Origin of the sequence: Bacteroides sp. B1-V-101 (genome assembly GCF_023656585.1) — a bacterium.
In the GTDB taxonomy this organism is placed as follows: domain Bacteria; phylum Bacteroidota; class Bacteroidia; order Bacteroidales; family Bacteroidaceae; genus Bacteroides; species Bacteroides thetaiotaomicron.
This window is the reverse complement of the sequence record NZ_JAMOKH010000020.1, coordinates 60,189-85,356: the sequence shown is the minus strand read 5'-3', so window position 1 is coordinate 85,356 and position 25,168 is coordinate 60,189. Positions and strand designations below refer to the sequence as shown.

At 42.5% G+C, this 25,168-nt stretch carries 13 protein-coding genes; 11 read left to right on the top strand and 2 right to left on the bottom strand.

The annotated features are described in order from the left end of the window. Positions 1-6 precede the first annotated feature (6 nt). The 5 genes from NBH01_RS15685 to NBH01_RS15665 all read left to right on the top strand — a co-directional run bounded on the left by NBH01_RS15685 (position 7) and on the right by NBH01_RS15665 (position 10,780). Positions 7-3,159 (top strand): SusC/RagA family TonB-linked outer membrane protein, encoded by a 3,153-nt coding sequence (locus NBH01_RS15685; protein ID WP_008764385.1) that lies wholly within the window; start codon positions 7-9, stop codon positions 3,157-3,159. A gap of 5 nt (positions 3,160-3,164) precedes the next feature. Beyond that, the gene (locus NBH01_RS15680; RefSeq protein WP_008764386.1) at positions 3,165-4,916 is read left to right on the top strand and encodes a hypothetical protein; all 1,752 of its coding nucleotides are present in this window, start codon (positions 3,165-3,167) and stop codon (positions 4,914-4,916) included. 32 nt (positions 4,917-4,948) lie between these two features. Next, the gene (locus tag NBH01_RS15675; RefSeq protein ID WP_008764387.1) at positions 4,949-6,556 is read left to right on the top strand and encodes a rhamnogalacturonan lyase; all 1,608 of its coding nucleotides are present in this window, start codon (positions 4,949-4,951) and stop codon (positions 6,554-6,556) included. 21 nt (positions 6,557-6,577) lie between these two features. Then, positions 6,578-7,231, top strand: a complete 654-nt coding sequence (locus tag NBH01_RS15670; protein WP_008764388.1) for a hypothetical protein — start codon at positions 6,578-6,580, stop codon at positions 7,229-7,231. A 252-nt stretch (positions 7,232-7,483) separates the two neighbouring features. Further along, positions 7,484-10,780 (top strand): exo-rhamnogalacturonan lyase family protein, encoded by a 3,297-nt coding sequence (locus NBH01_RS15665; protein WP_117981122.1) that lies wholly within the window; start codon positions 7,484-7,486, stop codon positions 10,778-10,780. 78 nt (positions 10,781-10,858) lie between these two features. On the opposite strand, the gene NBH01_RS15660 is transcribed toward NBH01_RS15665, so the two are convergent. Next, entirely contained in the window at positions 10,859-12,493 is a 1,635-nt protein-coding gene (locus NBH01_RS15660) for a rhamnogalacturonan acetylesterase (RefSeq protein ID WP_225679251.1), read from the bottom strand. A gap of 20 nt (positions 12,494-12,513) precedes the next feature. Beyond that, complete coding sequence (locus tag NBH01_RS15655; RefSeq protein ID WP_143919756.1) at positions 12,514-13,653, bottom strand: glycoside hydrolase family 88/105 protein; 1,140 nt, start codon at positions 13,651-13,653, stop codon at positions 12,514-12,516. 266 nt (positions 13,654-13,919) lie between these two features. Between NBH01_RS15655 and NBH01_RS15650 the strand changes: the two genes are divergently transcribed. The 6 genes from NBH01_RS15650 to NBH01_RS15625 all read left to right on the top strand — a co-directional run bounded on the left by NBH01_RS15650 (position 13,920) and on the right by NBH01_RS15625 (position 24,738). Further along, positions 13,920-15,761 carry a rhamnogalacturonan lyase gene (locus tag NBH01_RS15650; protein WP_008764392.1) on the top strand — a complete coding sequence of 614 codons (1,842 nt, stop codon included), beginning with the start codon at positions 13,920-13,922 and terminating at the stop codon, positions 15,759-15,761. A gap of 3 nt (positions 15,762-15,764) precedes the next feature. Beyond that, a complete protein-coding gene (locus NBH01_RS15645; RefSeq protein WP_008759850.1) occupies positions 15,765-17,162 on the top strand; it encodes a glycoside hydrolase family 88/105 protein in 1,398 nt (465 codons plus the stop codon). Positions 17,163-17,192: 30 nt separating this feature from the next. Continuing rightward, positions 17,193-17,507 carry an L-rhamnose mutarotase gene (gene rhaM, locus NBH01_RS15640; RefSeq protein ID WP_008759851.1) on the top strand — a complete coding sequence of 105 codons (315 nt, stop codon included), beginning with the start codon at positions 17,193-17,195 and terminating at the stop codon, positions 17,505-17,507. Positions 17,508-17,649: 142 nt separating this feature from the next. Beyond that, positions 17,650-21,951 (top strand): hybrid sensor histidine kinase/response regulator transcription factor, encoded by a 4,302-nt coding sequence (locus NBH01_RS15635; protein ID WP_072066199.1) that lies wholly within the window; start codon positions 17,650-17,652, stop codon positions 21,949-21,951. A gap of 157 nt (positions 21,952-22,108) precedes the next feature. Next, positions 22,109-23,887: a polysaccharide deacetylase family protein gene (locus NBH01_RS15630; protein WP_117577004.1), complete on the top strand. Its 1,779-nt coding sequence runs from the start codon at positions 22,109-22,111 to the stop codon at positions 23,885-23,887. Between the two features lie 44 nt (positions 23,888-23,931). Then, positions 23,932-24,738 carry a sialate O-acetylesterase gene (locus NBH01_RS15625; RefSeq protein ID WP_370448178.1) on the top strand — a complete coding sequence of 269 codons (807 nt, stop codon included), beginning with the start codon at positions 23,932-23,934 and terminating at the stop codon, positions 24,736-24,738. The last annotated feature ends 430 nt before the right edge of the window (positions 24,739-25,168 follow it).

The following is a 25,168-nucleotide window of genomic DNA, read 5'->3' as shown; positions in this document are numbered from 1 at the left end:
CAGGATATGAAAAAGATAAAAAGAATACTTAGTATTTCTGCGCTACTCGTATGTGGGGTGGCAAATACATGGGGACAAGGAGGCCAGAAACTAACAGGTAAGATTTTGTCAGCGACAAATCAGCCGGTTGAAGGCGCCATTGTCACAGTACTGGATACGATGAATGTAACTACAAACAAAGAAGGTGCATTCCAGTTTGAAGTGAAGGATCTTTCTAAAGCTGGCGAGATTTCTGTATGGGCTCCGGGGTATTTCTCCGTGAAACAGCTAATCAGAGAACGTTCGAATATTGTGATTACTTTGATTCCGGAAAATCAATATAAATATAATGAAACTATGATTCTCCCCTTCCGTCGGGAAGGGGAAATGCAGTTGGAAGACTATACGGCTGCTACTAATATCGCTAAGAAAGATTTTATGCCGGGAACTACGAAGATTGATCGCGCATTGACAGGACAAGTTGCCGGTTTACAAGTGAAACGCAGTAGTGGTATGCCGGGAGAAGGCAGTTATTATAACTTGCGAGGGATCCGCACATTGACTGGTGATAACGCTCCTTTGATTGTGATAAACGGTGTGCCCCACATGCCCGATAAAACACCTTCGGCACTGATTGATGGCTTTACACGCGATATCTTCCAGTTTTATCATTTGCAGGATATACAGAATATCACTATATTGAAAGGTGCTGAGGCGGCCATGTATGGTTCTATGGGCTCCAATGGTGTAATCTTGATCGAAACAGACGGTACGGCATCCAATGACTTGGAGACGCGAGTAAGCTATTATGGATCATACGGAATCAACTGGAATGATAAGCGGATGCCGGTGATGGGACTGGATGACTACAAACAGTATCTGGCAGATATGGGAATGACTATTTCTAAGGACCCGCAGAACTTTTATAACAATTTTCCTTTCATGCAGAATCCGAACGATCCACGTTACAACTATCTGTATAACAATAATACAGATTGGCAGGATTTGATTTACAAGAACACCGCTTCCACCGATCATCTTTTCAGAGTAGAAGGTGGTGATAATATTGCTAAGTACGACCTATCATTAGGGTATTACCGCGAGAATGGCCTGATGGATAACACAAGTATGGAACGTTTTCATACATTATTGAATGCTAATGTATTGGTCAATAAACAACTGAATATTTTTGCAACGGTAGGTTTGGCTTATATGAACGGACATTATCAGATGCAGGGCATGGATATTACGACGAATCCTATATTGGCAGCTTACGCAAGATCTCCTTTCCTGAGTCCATATGAAAAAGACCGCGAGGGAAATACGTTAAAGACTTACGCATCGCATTTCTATGGACGGAGCAAGAGCCGAGATTACAGTGTCAGCAATCCTTTAGCTATCGTTAACACGTTGGATTCTCGCAATCGCCAATATGATCTGAATATGAAAGCCGGTATCGCATACAACCCTTTCCGTGAACTGACACTGACCGGAACAGTAGGTCTGTATTATAATTACGATAACGAACATCTCTTTATCCCCGGAGCAAGCGAAGCCACTATAGTGCCGCTAAGCGATAAATATGGTTTGCGAAATAATGCGGTAAGCGACGGAGTAGCTGTAACAACAAACTTTTTCGCCAACTTGAATGCAAGTTATAAGAAAACATTCAATTATGTTCATCAGTTGAATGCAATAGCCGGATGGCAGTTGATGACTACTAAAAACGAATATGATGCAGGAGAAGGGCGCAACACTGGCAATGACTTTTACCAGACATTAGGCAGCACGATTGACGGAAGACGCTTCTTGGGTTATATCAATAGCTGGAACTGGACAAACTTTTACGGACACGCCGACTATACTTACAATAATATGGTACAGGCATCTGTGAATATAGCTGTTGATGCAGCTTCTTCTACCGGTACGGATGTAGCTCGTTTCTATACATATCCGTCAGTAGGAGTAACCTTGCTGGGAAAAGGATGGAAACCGCTTCTTGATGCTACATGGCTCAATAAGTTGAATGTACGTGCCGAATACGGACTGACAGGTAACTCACGCTTCTCTTCACAGATGGGTGGATACTATTATTCTACAGTGCCTTACATGCAGTTGTCAACCATCGTTCGTTCTAATATTCCGAACGTATCATTGAAACCGGAGAAGAATGCTTCTTTGAATCTCGGATTGGATTTGTCTGTATTAAACAATCGCCTGAACGTATCTTTTGATTATTACAACAATCAAATCAGCGATATGATCTCAGCCATGCCTCTTTCATCCGTTTATGGATCGGTTCCTTATTATGCGAATGTAGGTAAGTTGGAGAATACAGGTATAGAGTTGTCAGTGCAGGCTTCATTGGTGCGCACTCGTAATTTCGAGTGGATCGTAGGTGGAAACATCACTCGCTCCAGAGATAAGATCAAGTCATTGGGTGGTGAAGAACAAATTGTGTTGAGTTACGATAATGGTGTGCAGATGGTCAACCGTGTGGGAGAATCTCCTTACCAATTCTACGGTTATCAGGCTGACGGAGTATATTCCACACAAGCTGAAGCTGACGCTGCAAATCTCAGTAACCGTACCGGACGTCGTTATAATGCCGGAGATGTACGTTTTGTAGATCAGAATGGCGATAACCGTATTGACGATAAAGACCGTATTCTTCTTGGCAGTGCTGCTCCCTCGTACTTTGGAGGTTTCTATACACAATTGAAATATAAAGGATTTGCTCTTTCTGCAGAGTTCTCATATTCAAAAGACAACATCGCATACAATGCTGTCAGACAACAATTGGAGGCTGTGTCTACTACCAACAACCAAAGTATTGCAGCCGTAAACCGTTGGACAGTAGAAGGACAGAAGACCGATATGCCGAAGGCAACATGGAAAGATCCTGTGGGCAACAGCTATTTCTCTTCTCGCTGGATGGAAGATGCATCTTACCTGAGAATGAAGAATGTGACATTAAGCTATACTTTCTCTAAAACACTTTGGAATTTCTTCCGTTCGGGAACAATATATGTGACAGGCGAGAACCTGTTGACCTTCACCGATTATTTGGGAATGGACCCTGAATTCTCTTATTCTTATGCTGAGAATATGCAAGGTTTTGATAATGCAAAGCTAATGCAACCCAAAACAGTGAAAATGGGCGTTAATTTAAAATTCTAATGAAAATGAAAAAGTTTAAGATAGAAATAATACTTATGGGGGTGTTGGCGATGATATTCGCTTCGTGTAGTGACTTCTTTGAGCCAAACAATGATACGACCTTGAATGGTGACAGATATATCAAGGAAGGCAGCGAGCTTTATTCCGGTTTTCTGGGTATCATCACAAAGATACAAGCTATCGGAGACAAAGCTATTTATCTGACCGATATGCGTGGAGAGCTGTTGGAACCTACCGAAAATACACCGGCAGACCTTTACAGCATCTATAATTATGATGATGATTTGAGCGGTAACACATACGCTGACCCTGCTAAGTATTATGATGTAATTATTGCTTGCAATGATTATTTGCAGAAAGCAAAAGAATACAGGGATACACATGTTACTACCGTAGATGACGATGATTATAGAGGTCTGATTAGTAGTACGGTGAGATTGAAAACATGGACTTATCTCATGTTGGCAAAGATATATGGACAAGCTATATGGTTCGACGATCCGATGCAAAGCATGAAAGATATCGTCAGCCAGACTCCTAAGAACCTGAGTGAGCTTGTCGATGAATGCGACAAACTGTTGAATACAGGCTTTGATGGAATAAACGGTACATACAATATGTCATGGAATGAGTGGCTTGATCCAGCTAACGGAGCTACTTCCACAAACGATGAATATAAAAGATGGAATATGATGGTTCCCGGATACTTCGTATTACAGGCAGAAATCGCACTTTGGAAAGGGGATTATCAGAAAGCGGCTACAACGATTCTTGGAGAAATGAGCAGAACTTTTGCGTTGGCTGAGTATCAAGGAAATGTTGCTAATATCAAGTATATGCGTTCGGGAAGTTACGGTAGCAATTACGGTCAGCAATATGATTCTGAGATGCCGGTGTTGACAGCAGCTGAATCTGTTATTATGTATGATTACAAATACAATCAGCAGAATTCGTTATTGAATCATTTCGACCGTAGCGGAAGCTATATGATGCGTGCTTCTGTGCCAGGATCAAAACGTTTTGAAGATATTACTTTCAATCCGTCTGCCGATGCAACGGCTATTAAAACATCTGATGCGCGTTTCAGAGCCATTCAGGAAATCGAAAAAGATGTGGAATATGCGATACGCAAATACCGTGGATTTAGAAAGAGCGGACATTCTGTTGCTCATGACGATACATATATAATGATTTATCACACTTCTGATCTTTATTTCATGGCGATTGAAGCGCTGAATAATATGGGACGTTTTGAGCCGGTATCCGTCTTGATGAATACTGGTGTGGATCCCTTCTACGGAGCCGGTGTAGTATTGGGCGAACAATGGCAAGGACTGAATTGCAACTGGGGATTGTGGACAACACTTTATGCGGGATTCCGCCGCACGTATGCCGATAACGGTGTTCGCGGTATTTTAGGACTTGGCAAGCGCGATATGTGGCAGACCCCGGAAGACATCAAAGAGGAGATTGTAGCAGAACAAAAATTAGACGGTTTGAGTGACGAGGACAAGATCAAAAAGCATAATGATATTGAATTGGTGAAAGAAGCCTTCTTGGAATTCCCTTGTGAAGGAAAAACTTATCCGCTTATGATTCGTGTGGCAAAACGTTGGAATGACTATTCATTCATAGCAGATTTTGTCGGGCAGAAATATGAATCCGATCAGGCTAAACAAGCAGAAGTAAAAGCCAAGATTATGAATGGTGCTTATTTCGTACCTTGGGACTTGCAAGGTAAGTCTTCTTCTCATTAAATAGCATGTTTTTCAATCAAAAAAAGATAATTATGAAAGATATAACAAAAATAACGTACTTACTTTTGGGACTGATGTTATCAGTCCCTCTAGCCGCACAAAAGACATATTATATGGATCCTGAGGGAAGTGATTCTAATCCGGGAACTTCAGATAAACCTTTTGCCACTTTAGTAAAAGTGCAGGAAGTGGTAGTTGCGGGAGATGTAGTTTATATCAATCCGGGAACATATGTGGTTCCCGCCAATCAAGTGCCGATGACAACTACCAATAGCGGACTTTATCATTGTGTATTTCATATGAATAAAAGTGGTGAAGCAGGTAAACCTATTTCTTATTTGGCTAATCCGAATAAACAGGGGAGGCCCATTTTTGATCTTTCGCAGGTAAAACCGAAAGATCAGCGTATTACGGTGTTTTATGTTACAGGTTCCAATCTTTATCTAAAGGGATTTGATGTCATCGGTACGCAAGTGACTATTACCGGTCATACGCAATCAGAGTGTTTCCGTATTGTAAAAGGAGCCAATAATAACAAATTTGAAGATTTGAGAACGCATGATGGTATGGCAATTGGTTTCTATTTGCTTGGAGGAAGCAATAATCACATCTTGAACTGTGATGCTTACAACAATTATGATTCGGTTTCCGAAGGTGGTAAGGGGGGCAATGTTGATGGTTTTGGCGGTCACATTAACTCATCTTCAGTTGGCGAAGGCAAAGGCACGGGAAATGTGTTTGAAGGATGTCGCGCATGGTACAATAGTGATGATGGTTTCGATTTGATCAATTGCTTCGAGGCTGTGAAGATAATTAATTGTTGGTCTTTCTTGAATGGGTATAAACCCGGAACCAAAGAAGTTGCTGGTGACGGTACCGGTTTTAAAGCCGGAGGCTATGGAATGGCTGCCGACAAACTGCCTGCCATACCCAGTGTGATCCCTCAACATGAGGTACGGAATAGTTTGGCTTATTACAATAGATTGAGAGGATTTTATGCCAATCATCATTTAGGTGGAATTATATTTGAGAGCAATACGGCTGTCAATAGCGGAGAAAACTATAATATGACAAACCGTGAGTCACCTCTGGCGCTTCCTCCGACTGATGTCAACGGATATGATCATATGGTTAAGAACAACTTATCATTGGTTACAAGATCGGGTAGTAAGCATATTGTAATGGTGAACAGGGCGAAGAGCGAAGTATCCAACAATTCGTTTGATGGTAGCGAGGAAGTGATAGAAACCGATTTTATTAGTTTGGAAGAAGCGGAATTGATGAGAGACCGCAAGCCTAACGGAGATTTGCCTGATGTTAATTTCGGAAAGCTGACTACTGATGCGGAATTACGTTTTTGGGGAATGGGATGTTTTGCTACAGGTGAACCTACTGATCTTGATTTTGGTTGGTTGAAGAAGCCGACAATTGTTGTAGTTGGAAGTAAAGCCAGTGTAGTGGGACCCGAAGCTGCATCGTTCACGAAGATGTATGTGATTGTAGATGGCGAAGAAACGACGGAGTTTGATAAGAACTCAATAGACTTGTCTGATTTTAGCGGCGTGCTTGAAGTGAAGGCAGTCATTGAAGATGCAAACGGAAACATTACAAAATCTATTGCGCTTAAATTTAAAAGATAAAACGGATAAACTTAGAATAATATGAAACAGTTTATTAATATTTATATAATATCTTTTGTCTTGATATTATCTCAACTCAGCCTCTTTTCGTCTTGCAAAGACGAAGATACGGTTGCTGAACTGAAGCTTGATCGTACAGCTATTCAAATCAAAGAAGGAAGTGAAGGTATACTAAAGATTGAAAGCGGAAGCGGTGGATACCAGTTTTCTTTTTCTGAAGAAGGTTATGCTACCGCCAAGTATCGTGAAAATCTGATATACATTCAGGGAGTGAAATACGGCAAAGTCGTCTTGAATGTAACAGATTTGGAAGGACACAGCGTATCACTTGATGTAGTGGTTGTATCAAGTGTATTGAGCACCGATAATCAGCGTTTTGTATGGGGAAACATGATTGAATTAAATAAAGCCAATAATTGGAGTTTGTTCACCGACGTCAATAGTGTTGCTATTACCAACGTAATGGAAGGAAGACAATATGTGTTATCCTGCGACGGTGATTTGTCGGTTGGTGTGAAGTCGAATGCCACGTTAGAGATCTTGAGTAGTAAAACCGGAGCTGAACCGGAGATCGTTCAACTGGCTGGAATGGAAGTGTTGCAAATAAAAGATGGCCTTTGTTCCATAGTCTTTAGTACGGCAGACCGTATGGGTGAGCTTGTGTTTCAAAAATAGATATATACGCTGAAGATAAATGAATCGATCTGATATCAAGTTAGGCTTGGTTATCAGATCGTTTTTTTTGTATTTGTCACTTTTAATACAATCAATGATATTGCTGTTTGCTGGAAGAAGACCGTTTGTTGAACAAATATCCATTTAAATGAATGATATTCTATTTATCATTCGGGTGGTATTTTCTAATTTTGTGATGTGAAACCATTGAGAATGTTCCTTATAATGGAACTCCTTATCCTAAATTAGCATATGAAAAGCATATCTATTTTTTTGTTCTTGCTTATTACTTTGGCATCGAACGCCCAAGATAATAAAACCTCCGGACTCAACGCCCGCCAGTTTCATAAATACTGGAAAGTAGAGTCCGAATCTCCGGATTATAAAGTAACCTTTCGTGGTGATACCGCTGAAATTCTTTCTCCCAAAGGCTTAACTCTTTGGCGAAAAGAAAAGATGAGTGGCAAGGTAACCATTGAGTACGATGCGTGTGTCGTTGTTGAGGCAGAAGGCGATCGCTTGAGTGACTTGAATTGTTTTTGGATGGCTTCGGACCCTCAATACCCCGATAATATCTGGAAACGTGAGAAATGGCGTAATGGCATCTTTCTGAACTGTTATTCCCTGCAACTTTACTATATGGGATACGGTGGGAATCATAATTCTACTACACGTTTTCGCCGTTATGACGGCAACGAAGCGGCTGTTACAAATGCAAAAGCCCGTCCCGCAATCTTGAAAGAATATACAGATGCCGACCATTTGTTGGAGGCAAACAAGTGGTATCATATCAAGATAACGAATGAAAATAATAGGGTTAGTTATTATATAAATGGAGTGCGATTGGTGGATTTCCGCGATGCCGAACCCCTTACGGAAGGTTGGTTCGGCTTTCGTACCACCTTGTCCCGAACTCGTATCGCCAATTTTCATTATGAATGTTCGTCGCAGGAAACTTCTGAAATACCATTACACTGGATCGGTAATACTCCGCAGCAAAACAAAGCGGTAAGTCTGGGAGTTCCCTTCAATGAAGGAGAATTATACCCGGAGCACACTTTGCAGCTGATGACCGATAAAGGTGAAATGCTTCCGACAGATACTTGGGCATTGGCCTACTGGCCCGATGGTTCTGTGAAATGGAAAGGGATAGCCGGAGTTATTCCGAAAAATACGGAGAAACTGCTACTCAAAAAGACCGGAAAAAAGTCAAAAGAAAAAGCATCTTCAAGGACTGCCGATGATCGTAGCAATAAATTATCCCTATCTGTTGTTGAAACACCTCAAAGTATCCGCATAGAGACAGGAATTATTTCCGCTTACATCCCTCGTCAGGGAGATTTTCTGATCGACAGTCTATTCCGTGAAGGAGTGAAGGTCGGTGAAAAAGCACGCCTTGTATGTAACACTCAAAGCGAACCGGTACTTGAAAATACTTCTCAAATCGCTTTTACCAACTATACCGGAACATTGACATCGGCCACAGTAGAACGTACCGGTAAGGTGCGGACACTCGTCAAACTGGAAGGCACCCACAGAAGTGAAACCGGACGGGAGTGGCTTCCGTTCGTAGTCCGTCTCTACTTCTACGCCGGAAGTGAGCAGATCAAGATCGTACATAGCTTTGTGTACGACGGAGATCAAAATAAGGATTTTATTCGTTCCTTGGGCATTCGTATGGATGCTCCTATGCGTGAAGCCCTTTATAACCGTCATGTCGCTTTCTCCTGTGCCGATGGAGGCGTTTGGAGTGAACCGGTACAACCGCTGGCAGGACGGCGTAAACTGACACTCGGCAAAGAGGATACACTTTCTCTGCAACAGCAACAAATGGATGGCAAACGCATCCCGCCTTACGAGGCTTTTGACGGGAAGAATCGTGACCTTCTTGATAACTGGGCTTCATGGAACGATTATCGCTTGTCTCAACTCTCTGCTGATGCTTTCTCCATTCGCAAACGTGCCAATGACAATAATCCTTGGATAGGAACTTTCTCCGGCACCCGTAGCGGAGGCTATGCTTTTGTCGGTGATATTACGGGAGGTTTGGGACTCTGCCTGCATGATTTTTGGCAGTCATATCCTTCATCCCTCGAAATATCGGGTGCCAAAACTTCATCTGCAACGATCACGGCATGGTTATGGAGCCCCGAAGGAGAACCGATGGACTTACGTCACTACGATAATGTCGCTCATGATCTGAATGCCAGCTACGAAGATGTTCAGGAGGGAATGAGTACTCCTTATGGCATTGCCCGCACCACTACACTCACACTTATTCCACAGAAAGGGTATGCAGGAAAAGAAGCTTTTGCCGATGTTGCTGAATCACTCTCAGAACCGGGAATATTGCTGCCCACGCCGGACTATCTTCATGCACAGCAGGCTTTCGGCGTATGGAGCCTTCCGGACCGGAGTACTTCTTTTCGTGCGCGGGTAGAAGATCGCCTGGATGCATATATTGATTTTTATCGTAAAGCCATAGAGCAGAATAAATGGTATGGCTTTTGGAATTATGGAGATGTGATGCATGCTTATGACCCGGTCCGTCATATTTGGCGTTATGATATAGGTGGATTTGCCTGGGACAATACGGAACTGGCTTCTAATATGTGGTTGTGGTACAACTTCCTGCGTACAGGTCGTGAAGATATCTGGCGTATGGCAGAAGCTATGACCCGTCATACAGCCGAAGTGGACGTTTACCATATCGGACCGAACGCGGGATTAGGCAGCCGACATAATGTCAGCCATTGGGGATGCGGTGCCAAAGAAGCCCGGATCAGTCAGGCTGCATGGAACCGTTTCTATTATTATCTCACTACCGATGAACGTTGCGGTGACTTGATGACTGAAGTAAAGGATGCCGATCAGAAACTATATGAATTAGACCCTATGCGGCTGGCACAGCCTCGCAGTGAATATCCCTGTACGGCGCCTGCCCGACTGCGTATCGGTCCGGACTGGCTGGCGTATGCCGGAAACTGGATGACGGAGTGGGAGCGTACAGGCAACACTGTTTACCGGGATAAGATCGTAGCCGGAATGAAAAGTATAGCAGCCCTGCCCAACCGTATCTTTACGGGACCCAAAGCGCTGGGTTTCGATCCGGCAACGGGAATCATCACCAGTGAATGTGATCCCAAGCTGGAATCTTCGAATCATTTAATGACTATTATGGGTGGTTTTGAGGTAATGAACGAAATGATACGTATGATTGACCTTCCCGAATGGAAAGACGCGTGGCTGGACCATGCGGCACGTTATAAGCAAAAGGCGTGGGAATTGAATCATAGCCGTTTCCGAATTTCCCGTCTGATGGCATACGCTGCTTACCACAAGCGGGATGCACTAATGGCAAAAGAAGCATGGGAGGATTTATTCACCCGACTGGAACATACACCTGCGCCTCCTTTCCGGATCACTAAACTGTTTCCACCCGAAGTTCCGGCCCCTTTGGATGAATGCGTCAGCATCAGTACAAATGATGCGGCACTTTGGAGCCTTGATGCTATCTATATGCAAGAGGTCATTCCGATGGATGAATAATAGTTAGAAGAAAGCGGTTAATGCATTGTCAGTGAAATGCATTAACCGCTTTATGAATATATCAGATGAGTCTGTCTCTTATTTCAAGTACTGTTTCAACGGGCAATCAGCCATTTTCAGTCCATCTGCGATGCTTTTGGCATTCATGTGCGCTCCTTTCAAAGAAGTATGCGTATGGTCATTGTTATAATAATCTACCGCTTTCTTGATACCTTTCTTTTCGAGCTTGTCAGCACTTATTTTATTCAGGTCGATAAAATAGGCTCCGGTAGCTTCGGCAGCTTCGCGTGTCCATTTGCCGAAGGAGGCAGTGTTGCGTTCTATCTTTCCGTCTTTCCATTTATTGCGTGGGGTATGGCTTAAAACGATAGGTATCGCACCCTTTTCCTGAACGTCCATGATAAACTTCCTGAGATACCAGCCGAAAGTATAAATGACTTGATATTTACCTGTTTTCTCCATTAAAAAGACTTTGCTTTCTTCTCCGGAGCCGGGCAATTCGGCACGGGCTTTTCCGGTATTTATCTCTCCAGCGTCATTGTGTCCGAACTGGATAAGAACAAAGTCTCCCGGTTGGAGTGCATGATATACTTTATCCCAGCGACCTTCGTCAAGGAATGTACGGGCGCTGCGTCCTGCCATAGCACAATTCTCAACAGATATCTTATTCAGATCAAACTCATCTGCTATCACGCTGCCCCATCCCCACATACCGTTTTTATCGTTATCTTTATTTTTAACCGTACTGTCACCGATGGTAAACAATACCGGGCGTCCTTCTTTGCGGCTCGAACCGGTAGCCTCATCCTTTTCAACAGGTTTCAGATACTTTGCCAATTCCAGCCCTTCGCAGGCGCGTATTCCGTCAGCGGCAGATTCGGCATTCACTTTGGCACCAAAAGCGCTGGTATGAATGCGGTCGATATAGAACATATATTTCACTTTATTCTTGCCGAATTTCTCAAACTTGCGGGCGCTGATATCATTCAAATCAATGAAAGGAACATTCTGTTCTTCCGCTACTTGCTTTGCCCACAAACCGAATGTTTTGTTGACACGGGTAATGATGGTGCTGTCTTTGTCTGCCCATGCATTGCGGGGAGTCAGGGAGAATAAAATCGGGTGTGCTCCTTTGGCTTTTACATCGTTGATGAAACGGCGCATATATTCGCCGTATGTGTATACGGTCTCTTGTGCTCCGGTTTCTTTGATTGTCACATTCAGACTGTCCTTGCCGATTCCCGGAATGGAGGCGCGGGCACGTCCGCTGTCATAGGGGCCGTTATCATTGTGTCCCAGTTCGATGATTACCCAGTCTCCGGCTTGCACGCCTTTGATTACATCCGGCCAGAGGCGGTTGTAGAAGGTGCGGCTGCTAGTTCCTCCCAAAGCATGATTCTCAACGGTGATTCGGTTGGAGTCGAAATAATCTCCTGCGTAATATCCCCAGCCCCATTGGCCGTTGTTGCCGTTTCCTAAAGTACCGGTGCGCATGGTAGAGTTGCCGATCAGGAATAAGACCGGATTGTTACCTTTACGGCTTGCTCCGGCAACGGGGCGTGCCGTGCGTGCTTTATTCAGACTGTCCAGTGTGTTGTCTACCACCTGATTCACATCTTTCATTGGAGAAGCAATGTTGTTTTGTGCCTGCATCTGCAAGCTGCATATGATGGCTGTGAGCCAGCATAAGCAGTGAAATACCTTGTTTTTCATTTACCTGATAAATAATGCTCTTATTTTAACTTGTAAACTTCTGTACCTGCTAATAGGAAACATCCTACACCATAATCTTCAAAATCGGGAACACTTTTGTAAGTTACCGGCTGCCCGTCTTTCGGTTCTTTGCCTGTTCCTTGTACATAGCCCAAGAAACCATTCGGATGAACTGCCTCTTTTACCATTGCATTCCATGCTTTCAGTGCAACAGGGAGATATTCTTTACGGTCGAGTAATCCGTTGCGGATTCCCCATGCCATTCCGTATACAAACAAGGCTGTGCCCGAAGTTTCTTTACCTCCGAAATTGCTTTCATCGTGGAGGCTTACGTTCCAGAAGCCGTCTGTACGCTGACATTGCTTCAAGGCTTTGCTCATGGTCAGGAAGTCATTGATATAGTCCTGACGATGTGTTTCGTCAGCGGGGATTTCATCCAATACACGCACAAGGGCTGCATATACCCAACCGTTTCCTCTGGACCAGTAGCAGTTCTTGCCGTTCGGCTCTTTGTAAGGAGGATCAAAATCCTGATCGCGCCACCATAATCCTTCTTTGGCATTGTACATACCGGCTTCTCCTTCTGTGTTGCGGGTATAGGAATACAGATCCCACATTTTGTCATAGTACTTTTGTTCGCCGGTCATCTTGCCAAACTTGGCATAAATCGGCATTGCCATTTGTATAGCGTCAATCCAGTCCCAATCATTTACTTGCGGAGTATTTACGACCATATCGATGCTGGCTTTTATATTCCGGATCATGTTAGGGTCGGAGGGACACATATTATATAGGTCAATGTAAACTTGTCCGCAGCATTGGTCATCCGCATTGCGGGTCGTGTTTCCATTACGCATTCCCCATTTGTGGAAATTCGCCCAATCGTATGTATAGCTATAATAATCTTCGCGCGGGTAAATGCTATATAAAGCTATCAGCCCTTCATAATATACTCCGCGAGTCCAGATATTGCTGGGGCGAACTCTGCCAAAAAACGAGGGTAGGGTATAATCGGCATACTTTTTCATAAAGTAGTCGTTTACTTTTATGATGGTTGCCAAAGTCTCCTTTTGTTCGGGCAACTCTTGCGCACCGGCTGAACCGGCAGACATGCTACTCAGGAGAGTTGCTGTAATAAATGAGAGGAGTAATTTCTTCATGGTATAAAAACTGTTTATAAATAAAATTAGCTACTATAATTGATTTCACGGGCAAAGATAGGGGAATCTTTTTTCCTCTTCAATGGAATATTGTCCACAAGTATTTAAATTTGTCCATAATGCCTTCGGAAAGGGAGTGCGATGGTTAAAAAGGCAATTTATACATAGATTTGTACGATATTCTATTTTATGGGTAGACCATATCGCTTACTTTTGCACGACGTTATTCTAAATATGATAAGAACACTTTGATTAATGATAAAACTATGAAATGTACAAGCATCTTTTTTAGTTTGTTGGTAATAGCGACTTTTGTAGTTGCCCAGCCAAACTATGATTTTACTAAACTGAAACGAGAACATTTAGGACGTGGCGTAATTGCCATTCGTGAGAATCCGTCAACCGTAGTCGTTTCTTGGCGCTATCTTTCTTCTGATCCGATGGACGAATCCTTTGATATATACCGGGATGGTAAAAAGGTGAATAAACATCCGCTGAAAAATGCAACTTTCTTCCAGGATTCTTATCAGGGAACAGAACCTGCACTCTATACGGTAAAAGCTATAAAAGGTAAAACAGAAAGCAATTATCAACTGCCGGCAGATGCTCCGACAGGATATTTAAATATTCCTTTGGTACGCCCCGAGGGAGGTACTACTCCGTCCGGACAAGCATACACTTATGCTCCGAATGATGCCAGTATCGGTGATGTAGACGGGGATGGTGAATATGAGATTATTTTGAAATGGGATCCGTCCAATGCACATGATAACGCTCATGACGGTTATACGGGACCGGTGATTTTTGACTGTTATAAGTTGAACGGGCAGCAGTTGTGGCGTATCAATATGGGACGCAATGTACGCGCCGGTGCACATTATACACAGTTTATGGTCTTCGATCTGGACGGTGACGGCCGTGCGGAAGTGGTAATGAAGACCGGAGACGGAACAGTGGACGGAACGGGAAAGGTGATCGGTGATGCGAATGCGGATTATCGGAATGAGCGAGGACGTATCTTGACAGGCCCGGAGTATCTGACCATCTTTAACGGACTGACCGGAGAAGCAATGCAAACGATTGATTATGTGCCCGAACGTGGCAATCTGATGGACTGGGGCGACGGACGTGCCAATCGTAGCGACCGTTATCTGGCTTGTATTGCGTATTTGGATGGAGTACATCCGAGTGTGGTGATGTGCCGTGGATATTATACACGTACTGTATTGGCTGCCTATGACTGGGATGGTAAGAATTTGAAGAACCGCTGGGTATTCGACAGTAATAATCCCGGTTGCAGAGCTTATGCCGGACAAGGAAACCATAATCTTCGTGTAGGTGATGTAGATGGTGACGGCTGCGATGAGATTGTATATGGACAATGTACGATCAATAACGATGGAACCGGACTTTATTCTACCCGCATGGGGCATGGTGATGCTATGCATCTGACTCACTTTGATCCTTCCCGTCCGGGATTGCAGGTTTGGAGTTGCCACGAGAACAGAAGAGATGGCTCAACTTTCCGGGATGCAGCTACGGGAGAAATTATTTTCCAGATAAAGAGTAATACTGATGTAGGTCGTTGTATGGCTGCTGATATTGATCCTAATCATCCCGGAGTTGAAATGTGGTCTTTAGATTCTAAAGGTGTCAGAAATGTGAAAGGGGAAGTGATTGCTTCCAGAGTCAGAGGATTGTCTACGAATATGGCTGTCTGGTGGGATGGTGATCTCTTGCGTGAGTTGCTGGATCGTAATGTAGTCAGTAAATATAATTGGGAGAAAGGACTTTGTGAACGTATCGCTGTTTTTGAAGGTGCTCTTTCTAATAACGGAACAAAGTCAACTCCTTGTCTGCAAGGAGATATTGTAGGAGACTGGCGAGAAGAAGTATTGTTACGTACAGCCGATAATACAGCTTTGAGGCTTTATGTCTCTACCATTCCTACGGACTACCGTTTCCATACTTTCCTGGAAGATCCGGTTTACCGTATCAGTATTGCGACTCAAAATGTGGCTTATAATCAGCCTACTCAGCCCGGATTCTATTTTGGTCCGGAGTTGCGTGGCACTATATTCAGAGGATGTAAAATACCTAAAAAGTAAATTATGAATTATCGTATGATGACCGTTGCTGCGTTATTGGTAGCACTACCTGCCTGTGCGCAGAAAAAGAAAGCAGTAATCAATGATTCAAATACCCCCTTGCATTTACTGCAGCCTGCTTATCAGGGTACTTATGGTGATTTGACCCCCGAACAGGTTAAAAAAGACATCGATCGTGTTTTTGCGTATATAGATAAGGAGACACCGGCTCGTGTAGTGGATAAGAATACCGGTAAGGTGATTACGGATTATACTGCAATGGGGGATGAGGCGCAGCTGGAACGCGGGGCTTTTCGTCTGGCAAGTTATGAATGGGGTGTCACTTATTCCGCTCTGATAGCGGCTGCCGAAACAACAGGTGATAAGCGTTATACTGACTATGTTCAGAATCGTTTCCGCTTTTTGGCGGAAGTCGCTCCGCATTTCAAACGTGTCTATGAAGAAAAAGGGAAGACTGATTCGCAATTGTTGCAAATCCTGACTCCTCATGCGTTGGATGATGCGGGAGCCGTATGTACTGCCATGATTAAATTACGGTTGAAAGACGAGTCTCTTCCGGTTGACGGATTAATTCAGAATTACTTTGATTTTATCATCAACAAAGAATATCGTCTGGCAGACGGAACGTTTGCCCGTAATCGTCCTCAGCGGAATACTCTTTGGCTGGATGATATGTTTATGGGCATTCCGGCGGTAGCGCAGATGAGTCGTTATGATAAGGAAGCGAAGAATAAATATCTGGCAGAAGCCGTGAAGCAATTCCTGCAATTTGCAGACCGTATGTTTATCCCCGAAAAGGGATTGTACAGACACGGATGGGTGGAAAGCAGTACGGATCATCCGGCTTTTTGCTGGGCACGTGCCAATGGATGGGCGCTGCTGACAGCTTGTGAACTGCTCGATGTATTGCCGGAAGATTATCCCCAACGTCCGAAGGTGATGGATTATTTCCGTGCTCATGTGCGTGGAGTGACGGCGTTGCAAAGTGGAGAAGGACTTTGGCACCAGTTGCTCGACCGTAATGATTCTTATCTGGAAACTTCTGCAACTGCTATCTATGTATATTGTCTGGCACACGCCATTAATAAAGGTTGGATTGATGCGATAGCGTATGGTCCTGTTGCCCAGTTGGGATGGCATGCCGTCGCCGGAAAGATAAATGAAGAAGGACAGGTGGAAGGCACTTGCGTAGGCACCGGTATGGCTTTCGATCCGGCTTTCTATTATTATCGTCCGGTCAATGTATATGCGGCGCATGGATACGGACCGGTGCTTTGGGCAGGTGCGGAAATGATTCGTTTGCTCAACACCCAGCATCCTCAGATGAATGACAGTGCCGTGCAATATTATCAGGAAAAGCAGAAGACGACAGCTCCTATCTTTGCGGTAGATAGTGAATAAATAAAAGATTAACTTTAAAATATAGGAACCATGAAACGAGAAGCATTCAAAATGTATCTGAAACCGGGCTATGAAGCAGAATACGAAAAAAGGCATGCCGCTATCTGGCCTGAATTAAAAGCACTGCTTTCAAAAAATGGGGTGTCGGATTATTCTATATATTGGGATAAAGAAACCAATATTCTATTTGCTTTCCAGAAAACAGAAGGAGAAGGAGGTTCGCAGGACTTGGGCAACACAGAGATTGTACAGAAATGGTGGGATTATATGGCAGATATCATGGAAGTGAATCCGGACAATTCACCGGTTTCAATACCATTGCCGGAAGTCTTTCATATGGACTAGAACCCTTAGACAGAATTGATATCAGGGGGATGTTTGATTAAAAAACAAGCATCCTCCTGATACTATTTATGGATTGTTTCTTTATTATTTCAACTATCTTGACTATTTTTGTCTGGCATTTATCATTAATCTTAGAATCTATATGACACAGAGGCGCATATTACTTTTCACATTGTTCATGACTCTTGTTTTCAATGCGGCTTACGGCGGCATTGAACTCCGTTCCAAACAAATGAGAACAAGTGACGGACTTCCGAATAACTCAGTTCGGTACCTGTATCAGGATAGCAAAGGCTTCTTGTGGTTGGCTACCCTAAATGGGTTAAGCCGCTATGATGGCAACTCTTTTCTGACTTTCCGTCCGGAAATCGGTGATAAAGTCTCTTTGGCTGATAATCGGATTTATGACCTTACCGAAGACAAAAATGGTTTTTTATGGATCTCTACAACTCCGGAATTGTTCAGTTGTTATGACTTGCAACGTGCCTGTTTTGTAGACTATACGGGGACTGGTGCGCTGGAAAAGAATTATTCGTCTATATTTGTTGCTGCTAATGGGGATGTATGGCTCAGACATTCCGGCAATGGTTGTCTCAGAATGGTCCATCAGAAAGACAGACAGATGGTGTCTACGGAATTTAAGACGGAGCGTGGAAATCTTCCGGATAACCGGGTACAGTTTGTAAATGAAGATGCCGGCGGACGAATCTGGATCGGGACACAGCGTGGCTTAGTTTCCGTATCCGATGGACAGTATAAGGTAGAAGACAGATTACTCCATTTTACTTCTTCTCTGGCATTCAAGAATGATATGTATTTTCTGACAGTGGACGGAGACATCTACTGCTATCAGACTACAAAGCAAAAACTGACAAAAGTCGGTTCGCTTTCTGCTGTTGCGGGTAAGACGTCACCTACGGGAAACTTCCTGTTGAACGATAAATGGGTCATCCTTACCAATACCGGGGTTTTTAACTATGATTTCAATACACGCAAGATCAGTGTGGACTCTGGTCTGAACATCAGAAATGGTGAAGTGATTTGTGATAATCATGGTGACTTCTGGATATATAATCATACGGGATGTGTCACTTATATTTTGGCCAAGAATGGAGCAAGAAAAGAATTTCAGTTGATACCTGAAGATAAACTGGGATACATTGATTATGAACGTTATCATATTGTCCATGATTCCCGGGGAATCATTTGGATTTCTACTTATGGTAACGGATTGTTTGCCTATGACACGACAGAGGATAAGTTAGAACATTTTCTGGCTAATATAAATGATCAGAGTCATATAAGTTCGGATTTTCTGTTATATGTGATGGAGGATCGTGCCGGAGGTATTTGGGTAAGTTCAGAGTATTCCGGTTTATCCCGTATTTCAGTTCTGAATGAAGGAACCTCGCGTATTTATCCCGAATCCCGTGAATTATTTGACCGCTCGAATACGATTCGTATGTTGACTAAAATGCCGGATGGGGATATTTGGGTCGGAACACGTAAAGGCGGATTATATACGTTTGACTCGAATCTTCATTCCAAAATGTCCAATCAGTATTTCCATTCCAATATTTATGCGATAGCAGAAGATAATCAAGGCGAAATGTGGGTGGGAACCCGTGGAAATGGATTGAAGATCGGAGATTCATGGTATCGCAATGAAGTCTCGGATCCGGCTTCGTTATCAGAAAATAATGTCTTTTCTCTTTTTCGTGACCGGAAAGACCGTATGTGGATAGGTACCTTTGGCGGTGGGCTTGAACTGGCAGAACCGACGACTGATGGCAAGTATAAATTCCGTCATTTTTTACAGCAGAAGTTTGGTCTGCGTATGGTGCGAGTAATAGAAGAAGACGATAATGGAATGATCTGGGTGGGCACCAGTGAGGGTGTGTGCATCTTTCATCCGGATTCATTGATAGCTGACAGTGACGATTATCATCTGTTCAATTATACAAACGGTACATTTTGCAGCAATGAAATCAGATGTATCTACCGTGATACGAAAGGACGTATGTGGGTGGGGACATCTGGCTCCGGCTTGAATCTTTGTGAGCCGGAAGATAATTACCGTTCATTGAAATATGAACATTACGGAACCTCTGAAGGATTGGTTAATGATGTGATTCAATCAATTTTGGGGGACAATAACGGAAACTTATGGGTAGCTACGGAATATGGTATTTCTAAGTTTAACCCGACTAATCATTCTTTTGAAAATTATTTCTTTTCTTCCTATACTTTGGGTAATGTTTATAGTGAGAATAGTGCTTGTGTGGGAGTAGACGGAAAATTGCTTTTCGGTACAAATTACGGTCTGCTTGTCATTGATCCTGATAAAATTCAGGATAGCGAAACTTTTTCTCCGGTGGTCTTTACAGATTTGCATGTGAATGGTACCCAGATAAATCCTACTATGGAGGATTCTCCATTGAAACAATCGCTTGCTTATTCGGATGAAATTACTTTGAAGTATTTTCAGAATTCATTCTTGATAGATTTCTCTACTTTTGACTATTCGGACAGCGGACGTACAAAGTATATGTACTGGCTGGAAAACTATGATAAGGGATGGAGCACACCTTCTCCGTTGAATTTTGCTTCTTTTAAATATTTGAACCCAGGTACATATGTACTTCATGTGAAGTCATGTAATGGAGCAGGTGTTTGGAATGAAAGTGAAACAACCTTGAAGATTGTCATTGTGCCTCCTTTCTGGAAGACGAACTGGGCTATGTTGGGATATGTGCTGTTGCTGATTGTAACTTTATATTTTACTTTCCGTATTGTGCGTAACTTTAACAGTCTGCGTAATCGTATTAATGTGGAAAAACAGTTGACAGAATATAAGCTGGTTTTCTTTACTAATATTTCCCATGAATTTCGTACTCCGTTAACTTTGATTCAAGGAGCGTTGGAAAAGATTCAACGGGTTGCTGATATTCCCCGTGATCTGATACACCCGCTCAAAACGATGGATAAAAGTACTCAGCGAATGTTGAGGCTGATCAATCAGTTATTGGAGTTCCGCAAGATGCAGAATAATAAGTTGGCGCTCTCTTTGGAAGAAACGGATGTGATTGCTTTCCTTTATGAAATCTTCCTGAGTTTCGGTGATGTAGCGGAGCAAAAGAATATGAATTTCCGTTTTATTCCGTCTATACCGTCTTACAAGATGTTTCTTGATAAGGGTAATCTGGATAAAGTGACTTATAACCTGTTGTCTAACGCTTTTAAATATACCCCTTCGAACGGTACGATTATACTTTCTGTTACGGTAGATGAAGTGAAGAAGACATTGCAGATTCAAGTAGCTGATACAGGTGTTGGTATTCCAAAAGAGAAGCAAAATGAGTTGTTCAAGAGATTTATGCAGAGTAGTTTTTCCGGTGATAGTATCGGAGTTGGTTTGCATCTGAGTTATGAATTGGTACAGGTGCATAAAGGTACGATTGAATATAAAGACAATGACGGCGGAGGTTCTGTCTTTACCGTTTGTATCCCGACGGACAAAAGTGTTTATTCGGAGAAAGATTTCCTTATTCCCGGTAATGTCTTGTTGAAAGAGGCAGGTGGGCAGGCACATCATTTACTGGAACTTTCGGAAGAACTACCGGAACCGGAGAAAATAGCAGAACCTTTGAATAAGCGTAAAGTATTGATTATAGAAGATGATAATGATATCCGTGAATTTTTGAAAGAAGAAGTAGGAGTTTATTTTGAAGTTGAAGTAGCTGCTGACGGAACTTCCGGATTTGAGAAGGCTCGTACCTATGATGCTGATTTGATTATTTGTGACGTACTGATGCCCGGAATGACCGGATTTGAAGTGACAAAGAAATTGAAATCTGATTTTGCGACAAGTCATATCCCGATTATCTTGCTGACAGCATTGAATTCTCCGGAAAAACATCTGGAAGGAATTGAAGCCGGTGCTGATGCCTATATTGCGAAGCCGTTCAGTATAAAACTTCTGTTGGCACGCGTATTCCGCTTGATAGAACAGCGTGATAAGTTGCGGGAGAAATTCTCCAGTGAGCCGGGAATTGTTCGTGCTGCCGTATGCTCTACTGACCGTGATAAGGAATTTGCCGACCGATTGGCTGTTGTACTGGAACAGAATCTTTCTCGTCCGGAATTCTCTATTGATGAGTTTGCTCAATTGATGAAATTAGGACGAACGGTATTTTATAGAAAACTGCGCGGAGTGACGGGGTATTCTCCCAATGAATATTTGCGGGTTGTACGAATGAAAAAAGCGGCTGAGTTGTTATTGTCTGGTGAGAATCTGACTGTTGCGGAAGTTGCATACAAGGTTGGCATCAGCGATCCGTTCTATTTTAGCAAGTGCTTTAAGACTCAGTTTGGGGTAGCGCCGTCCGTATATCAACGCGGTGAAATGAAAGAACAGGGAGAAAATGAGACGGCAGAAGCCTGAGTAACCAAGCTATTCTAAATGGTAGTTTAAATCTTCTCTGTAGTGCCCGATGTGAATGATCGACCTTGTATTTGTGTACAATAGTCTATGGTCGAATAGTAAAAGTACCCTTATTTTTGCAGGAGAATATTACTATAAAATTAAAGGATCATTGATCATGAGAACACTCTTTTTTATCTTGTTTTTTGTATTAGGCTTTTGTTATATTCAGGCGAGAGGGCAGAAGCCTGCACATGTTATAATAACAGCTGGTCAGTCAAACACGGATGGACGAGTACCTAACAATCGTTTACCGGATTATATAAAGGCAATGGCTGTGGATAGTACGTATACTGCGGGAGCCTACAAATATTGCCATATTGCCCATAATCGTACAGATGGTATGTTTGTTCCATTTTGGCCATTGAGTCATCCTAAAAGTAAGCCTTATACGTGGGGATATGATGCGATTGCTTATTATTGGTTGGAACAGTTGTTTCAGGAAGATTTTTATGTTATCAAGTGGGCTATCGGTGGCACTGCCATAGCTGCTCCTGTTACTACTCCTTTTCGGGGAACTTACTGGTCTGCCGACCCGAAATGGTTGGCAGAGAATACAGCTACCAGTGAGAAAGGAAAATCTTTATTACTTTCTTTGATTGCCAATATTGATGCGAGTATTGATCAGACACTTTCCAAACTAAAGCAAGGTTATCAGATTGATGCTTTCGTTTGGCATCAGGGAGAAAGTGATTATGAGCACGGAAAAGAATATTATCAGAATCTGAAAGGAGTAGTTTCCTATGTGCGTAACCACCTGACAGAGAAAACCGGAAAAGATTACTCTGAACTTCCATTTATATTTGGTACCGTATCCAGGAAAAACAAACGGTATAATAGTGATGTTGAGGAAGGAATGCGTCGCTATGCAAAAGAAGATAAGAACGCTTATCTGATTGATATGTCGGAAGCGGAACTAATGGGAGATAAACTTCATTTTAATCAGGTTTCTGCCGAGTATATGGGTAAACAGGTATATGAACAAATTAAAAAGACTCTTTCGGATGATCCTCATGTATATGTCGCCAAATATAAAGGAGACAGAGCTTGTGCTATCAGTTATACATTTGATGATGGGTTGGCGGAACATTCAACTGTAGCTGCCCCTGAGTTGGAGAAACGTGGTTTTAGAGGTACTTTCTGGGTATGCGGCTATTATACGGAACAAGGTGCATCTGCAAAGGTACCTCGAATGACTTGGGATGAGTTGCGTGAAATGTCAAAGAAAGGACATGAGGTTTCCAGCCATAGCTGGGCACATAAGAATGCCAAACGATTGACTATAGAGCAAGTTAAATCGGAGATAGAAAAGAATGATAGTGCTATTTATGCTAATATTGGCATTGTACCTCGTACCTATTGTTACCCATATAATTATAAGACAGAAGAAATAGTCAGTATGGCTTCTAAAGGCAGGGCCGCTACACGTACTAAACAAATTTCAATCGGAGGAAAGTCAACTCCCGAACGGTTTGACAAATGGTTGAAGGATTTGATGAAAGCGGAAGATTGGGGAGTAGGTATGACGCACGGCATTAATTATGGATATGATGCTTTCAAATCGCCTTCTTTATTTTGGGAACATTTGGATAAAGTGAAAAGTATGGAAAATCAGATTTGGGTAGGTACCTTCTGTGAAGTGGCATCTTATATCAAAGAAAGGGAGGAGATACAATTGAAAGTCTCTAATAAAAAGAATGGTATGACAATTACTCCCAAGTTAAAATTAGATAGAAAACTATTTGCTGAGCCATTGACGATGGTGATTCAAGGGGAAACTATGAATGGAATTCTGGTGAAGCAAGGCAGGAAAGAATTACCTGTGTATATAAATGGGAATAAAGTTATGTTTGACTTTAATCCTTATGGAGGAACTATTAAAATTCATTTTAATTAGGGGTGTGTACGAATAAAGTTTAACCTGATAATAAAATCAATAAAATAATGAAAACAAATTATCTATGTGGCCTCTTCCTTTTATGTGTGCTAGTATGGGGAAGATCGGAAGCACACGCTGAGAAACCGCTGAAGACTCTGGATCTGTATCTTTGCATTGGACAGTCGAATATGGCAGGGAGAGGGAAATTATCACCGGAAGTGATGGATACTCTACAAAATGTATACCTGCTGAATGCAGATGATCAGTTCGAACCCGCAGTGAATCCCTTGAACCGCTATTCTACGATAGGAAAAGGACTTAGCTGGCAACAAGTAGGACCTGCATATGGATTTGCCAAGACGATGGCTACTAAAAAACATCCGGTAGGCTTAATCGTCAATGCACGGGGAGGATCTTCGATTCGTTCATGGGTTAAGAATGCCAAACAGTCCGGCGGATATTATGATGAAGCAATACGACGTGCAAAAGAAGCAATGAAGTATGGTACATTGAAAGCAATTATCTGGCATCAGGGAGAAGCCGATTGTCATCATCCGGAAGCATATAAAGAGAAGATTATTCAGCTGATGACAGACTTACGTAATGACCTGGGAATGCCTGATTTACCAGTTGTCGTAGGACAAATAGCACAATGGAACTGGACAAAGAAACCTTATATTCCCGAAGGTACAAAACCCTTTAATGACATGATAAAAGAGATCTCCACTTTTTTGCCCCATAGTGCTTGTGTGTCTTCCGAAGGACTTACTCCGTTGAAGGATGAAACGGATCCTCATTTTGATGCAGCAAGCCAGATTACTTTAGGCAAACGCTATGCTAAAGAAGTTAAGAAACTAATAAAGAAATAGCTGGTCGTTTCAGACTACACTCATTTCTGTTTAAACATATACATAGGAAATATTTATCCATTGTTATTGTCACTTGTCACTTTTCTGATTTAAGTGTTTTATAATAAAGAAGATAGGGGTGACAATAGAGGGTGATAATAAGGTGACAATAGAATGTATCTTTCATTCTTATTGTCACCTCTCCTTGATGAATCTTTTATTTAAAGTCTTGATTATCAGATGATAGATAGTCAGCTTGAGGGTTTTGCCTGCATGTGTTAAAAACATCATTTTGGGCGTCAATGTACGCTGTTTACACCTTAATGTTTCCAAGGTATGCTGCTTACATTAAGAACAAAGCCCGGTAACCTTAATATGCAAGCAAGGTTTGATTAATCTGTTAAGTCGGTTTTATGTCTTCGTTCCATGTTCATGAACCGTTCGGCTCACG

What these genes read in the sequence shown, in the direction of transcription:
- NBH01_RS15670 (WP_008764388.1), top strand. Translation starts at nt 6,578, where the DNA reads ATGAAACAGTTTATTAATATTTATATAATATCTTTTGTCTTGATATTA.
- rhaM (WP_008759851.1), top strand. Translation starts at nt 17,193, where the DNA reads ATGAAACGAGAAGCATTCAAAATGTATCTGAAACCGGGCTATGAAGCA.
- NBH01_RS15650 (WP_008764392.1), top strand. Translation starts at nt 13,920, where the DNA reads ATGAAATGTACAAGCATCTTTTTTAGTTTGTTGGTAATAGCGACTTTT.
- NBH01_RS15660 (WP_225679251.1), bottom strand. Translation starts at nt 12,493, where the DNA reads ATGAAAAACAAGGTATTTCACTGCTTATGCTGGCTCACAGCCATCATA.
- NBH01_RS15685 (WP_008764385.1), top strand. Translation starts at nt 7, where the DNA reads ATGAAAAAGATAAAAAGAATACTTAGTATTTCTGCGCTACTCGTATGT.
- NBH01_RS15665 (WP_117981122.1), top strand. Translation starts at nt 7,484, where the DNA reads ATGAAAAGCATATCTATTTTTTTGTTCTTGCTTATTACTTTGGCATCG.
- NBH01_RS15655 (WP_143919756.1), bottom strand. Translation starts at nt 13,653, where the DNA reads ATGAAGAAATTACTCCTCTCATTTATTACAGCAACTCTCCTGAGTAGC.
- NBH01_RS15645 (WP_008759850.1), top strand. Translation starts at nt 15,765, where the DNA reads ATGAATTATCGTATGATGACCGTTGCTGCGTTATTGGTAGCACTACCT.
- NBH01_RS15675 (WP_008764387.1), top strand. Translation starts at nt 4,949, where the DNA reads ATGAAAGATATAACAAAAATAACGTACTTACTTTTGGGACTGATGTTA.
- NBH01_RS15635 (WP_072066199.1), top strand. Translation starts at nt 17,650, where the DNA reads ATGACACAGAGGCGCATATTACTTTTCACATTGTTCATGACTCTTGTT.
- NBH01_RS15630 (WP_117577004.1), top strand. Translation starts at nt 22,109, where the DNA reads ATGAGAACACTCTTTTTTATCTTGTTTTTTGTATTAGGCTTTTGTTAT.
- NBH01_RS15680 (WP_008764386.1), top strand. Translation starts at nt 3,165, where the DNA reads ATGAAAAAGTTTAAGATAGAAATAATACTTATGGGGGTGTTGGCGATG.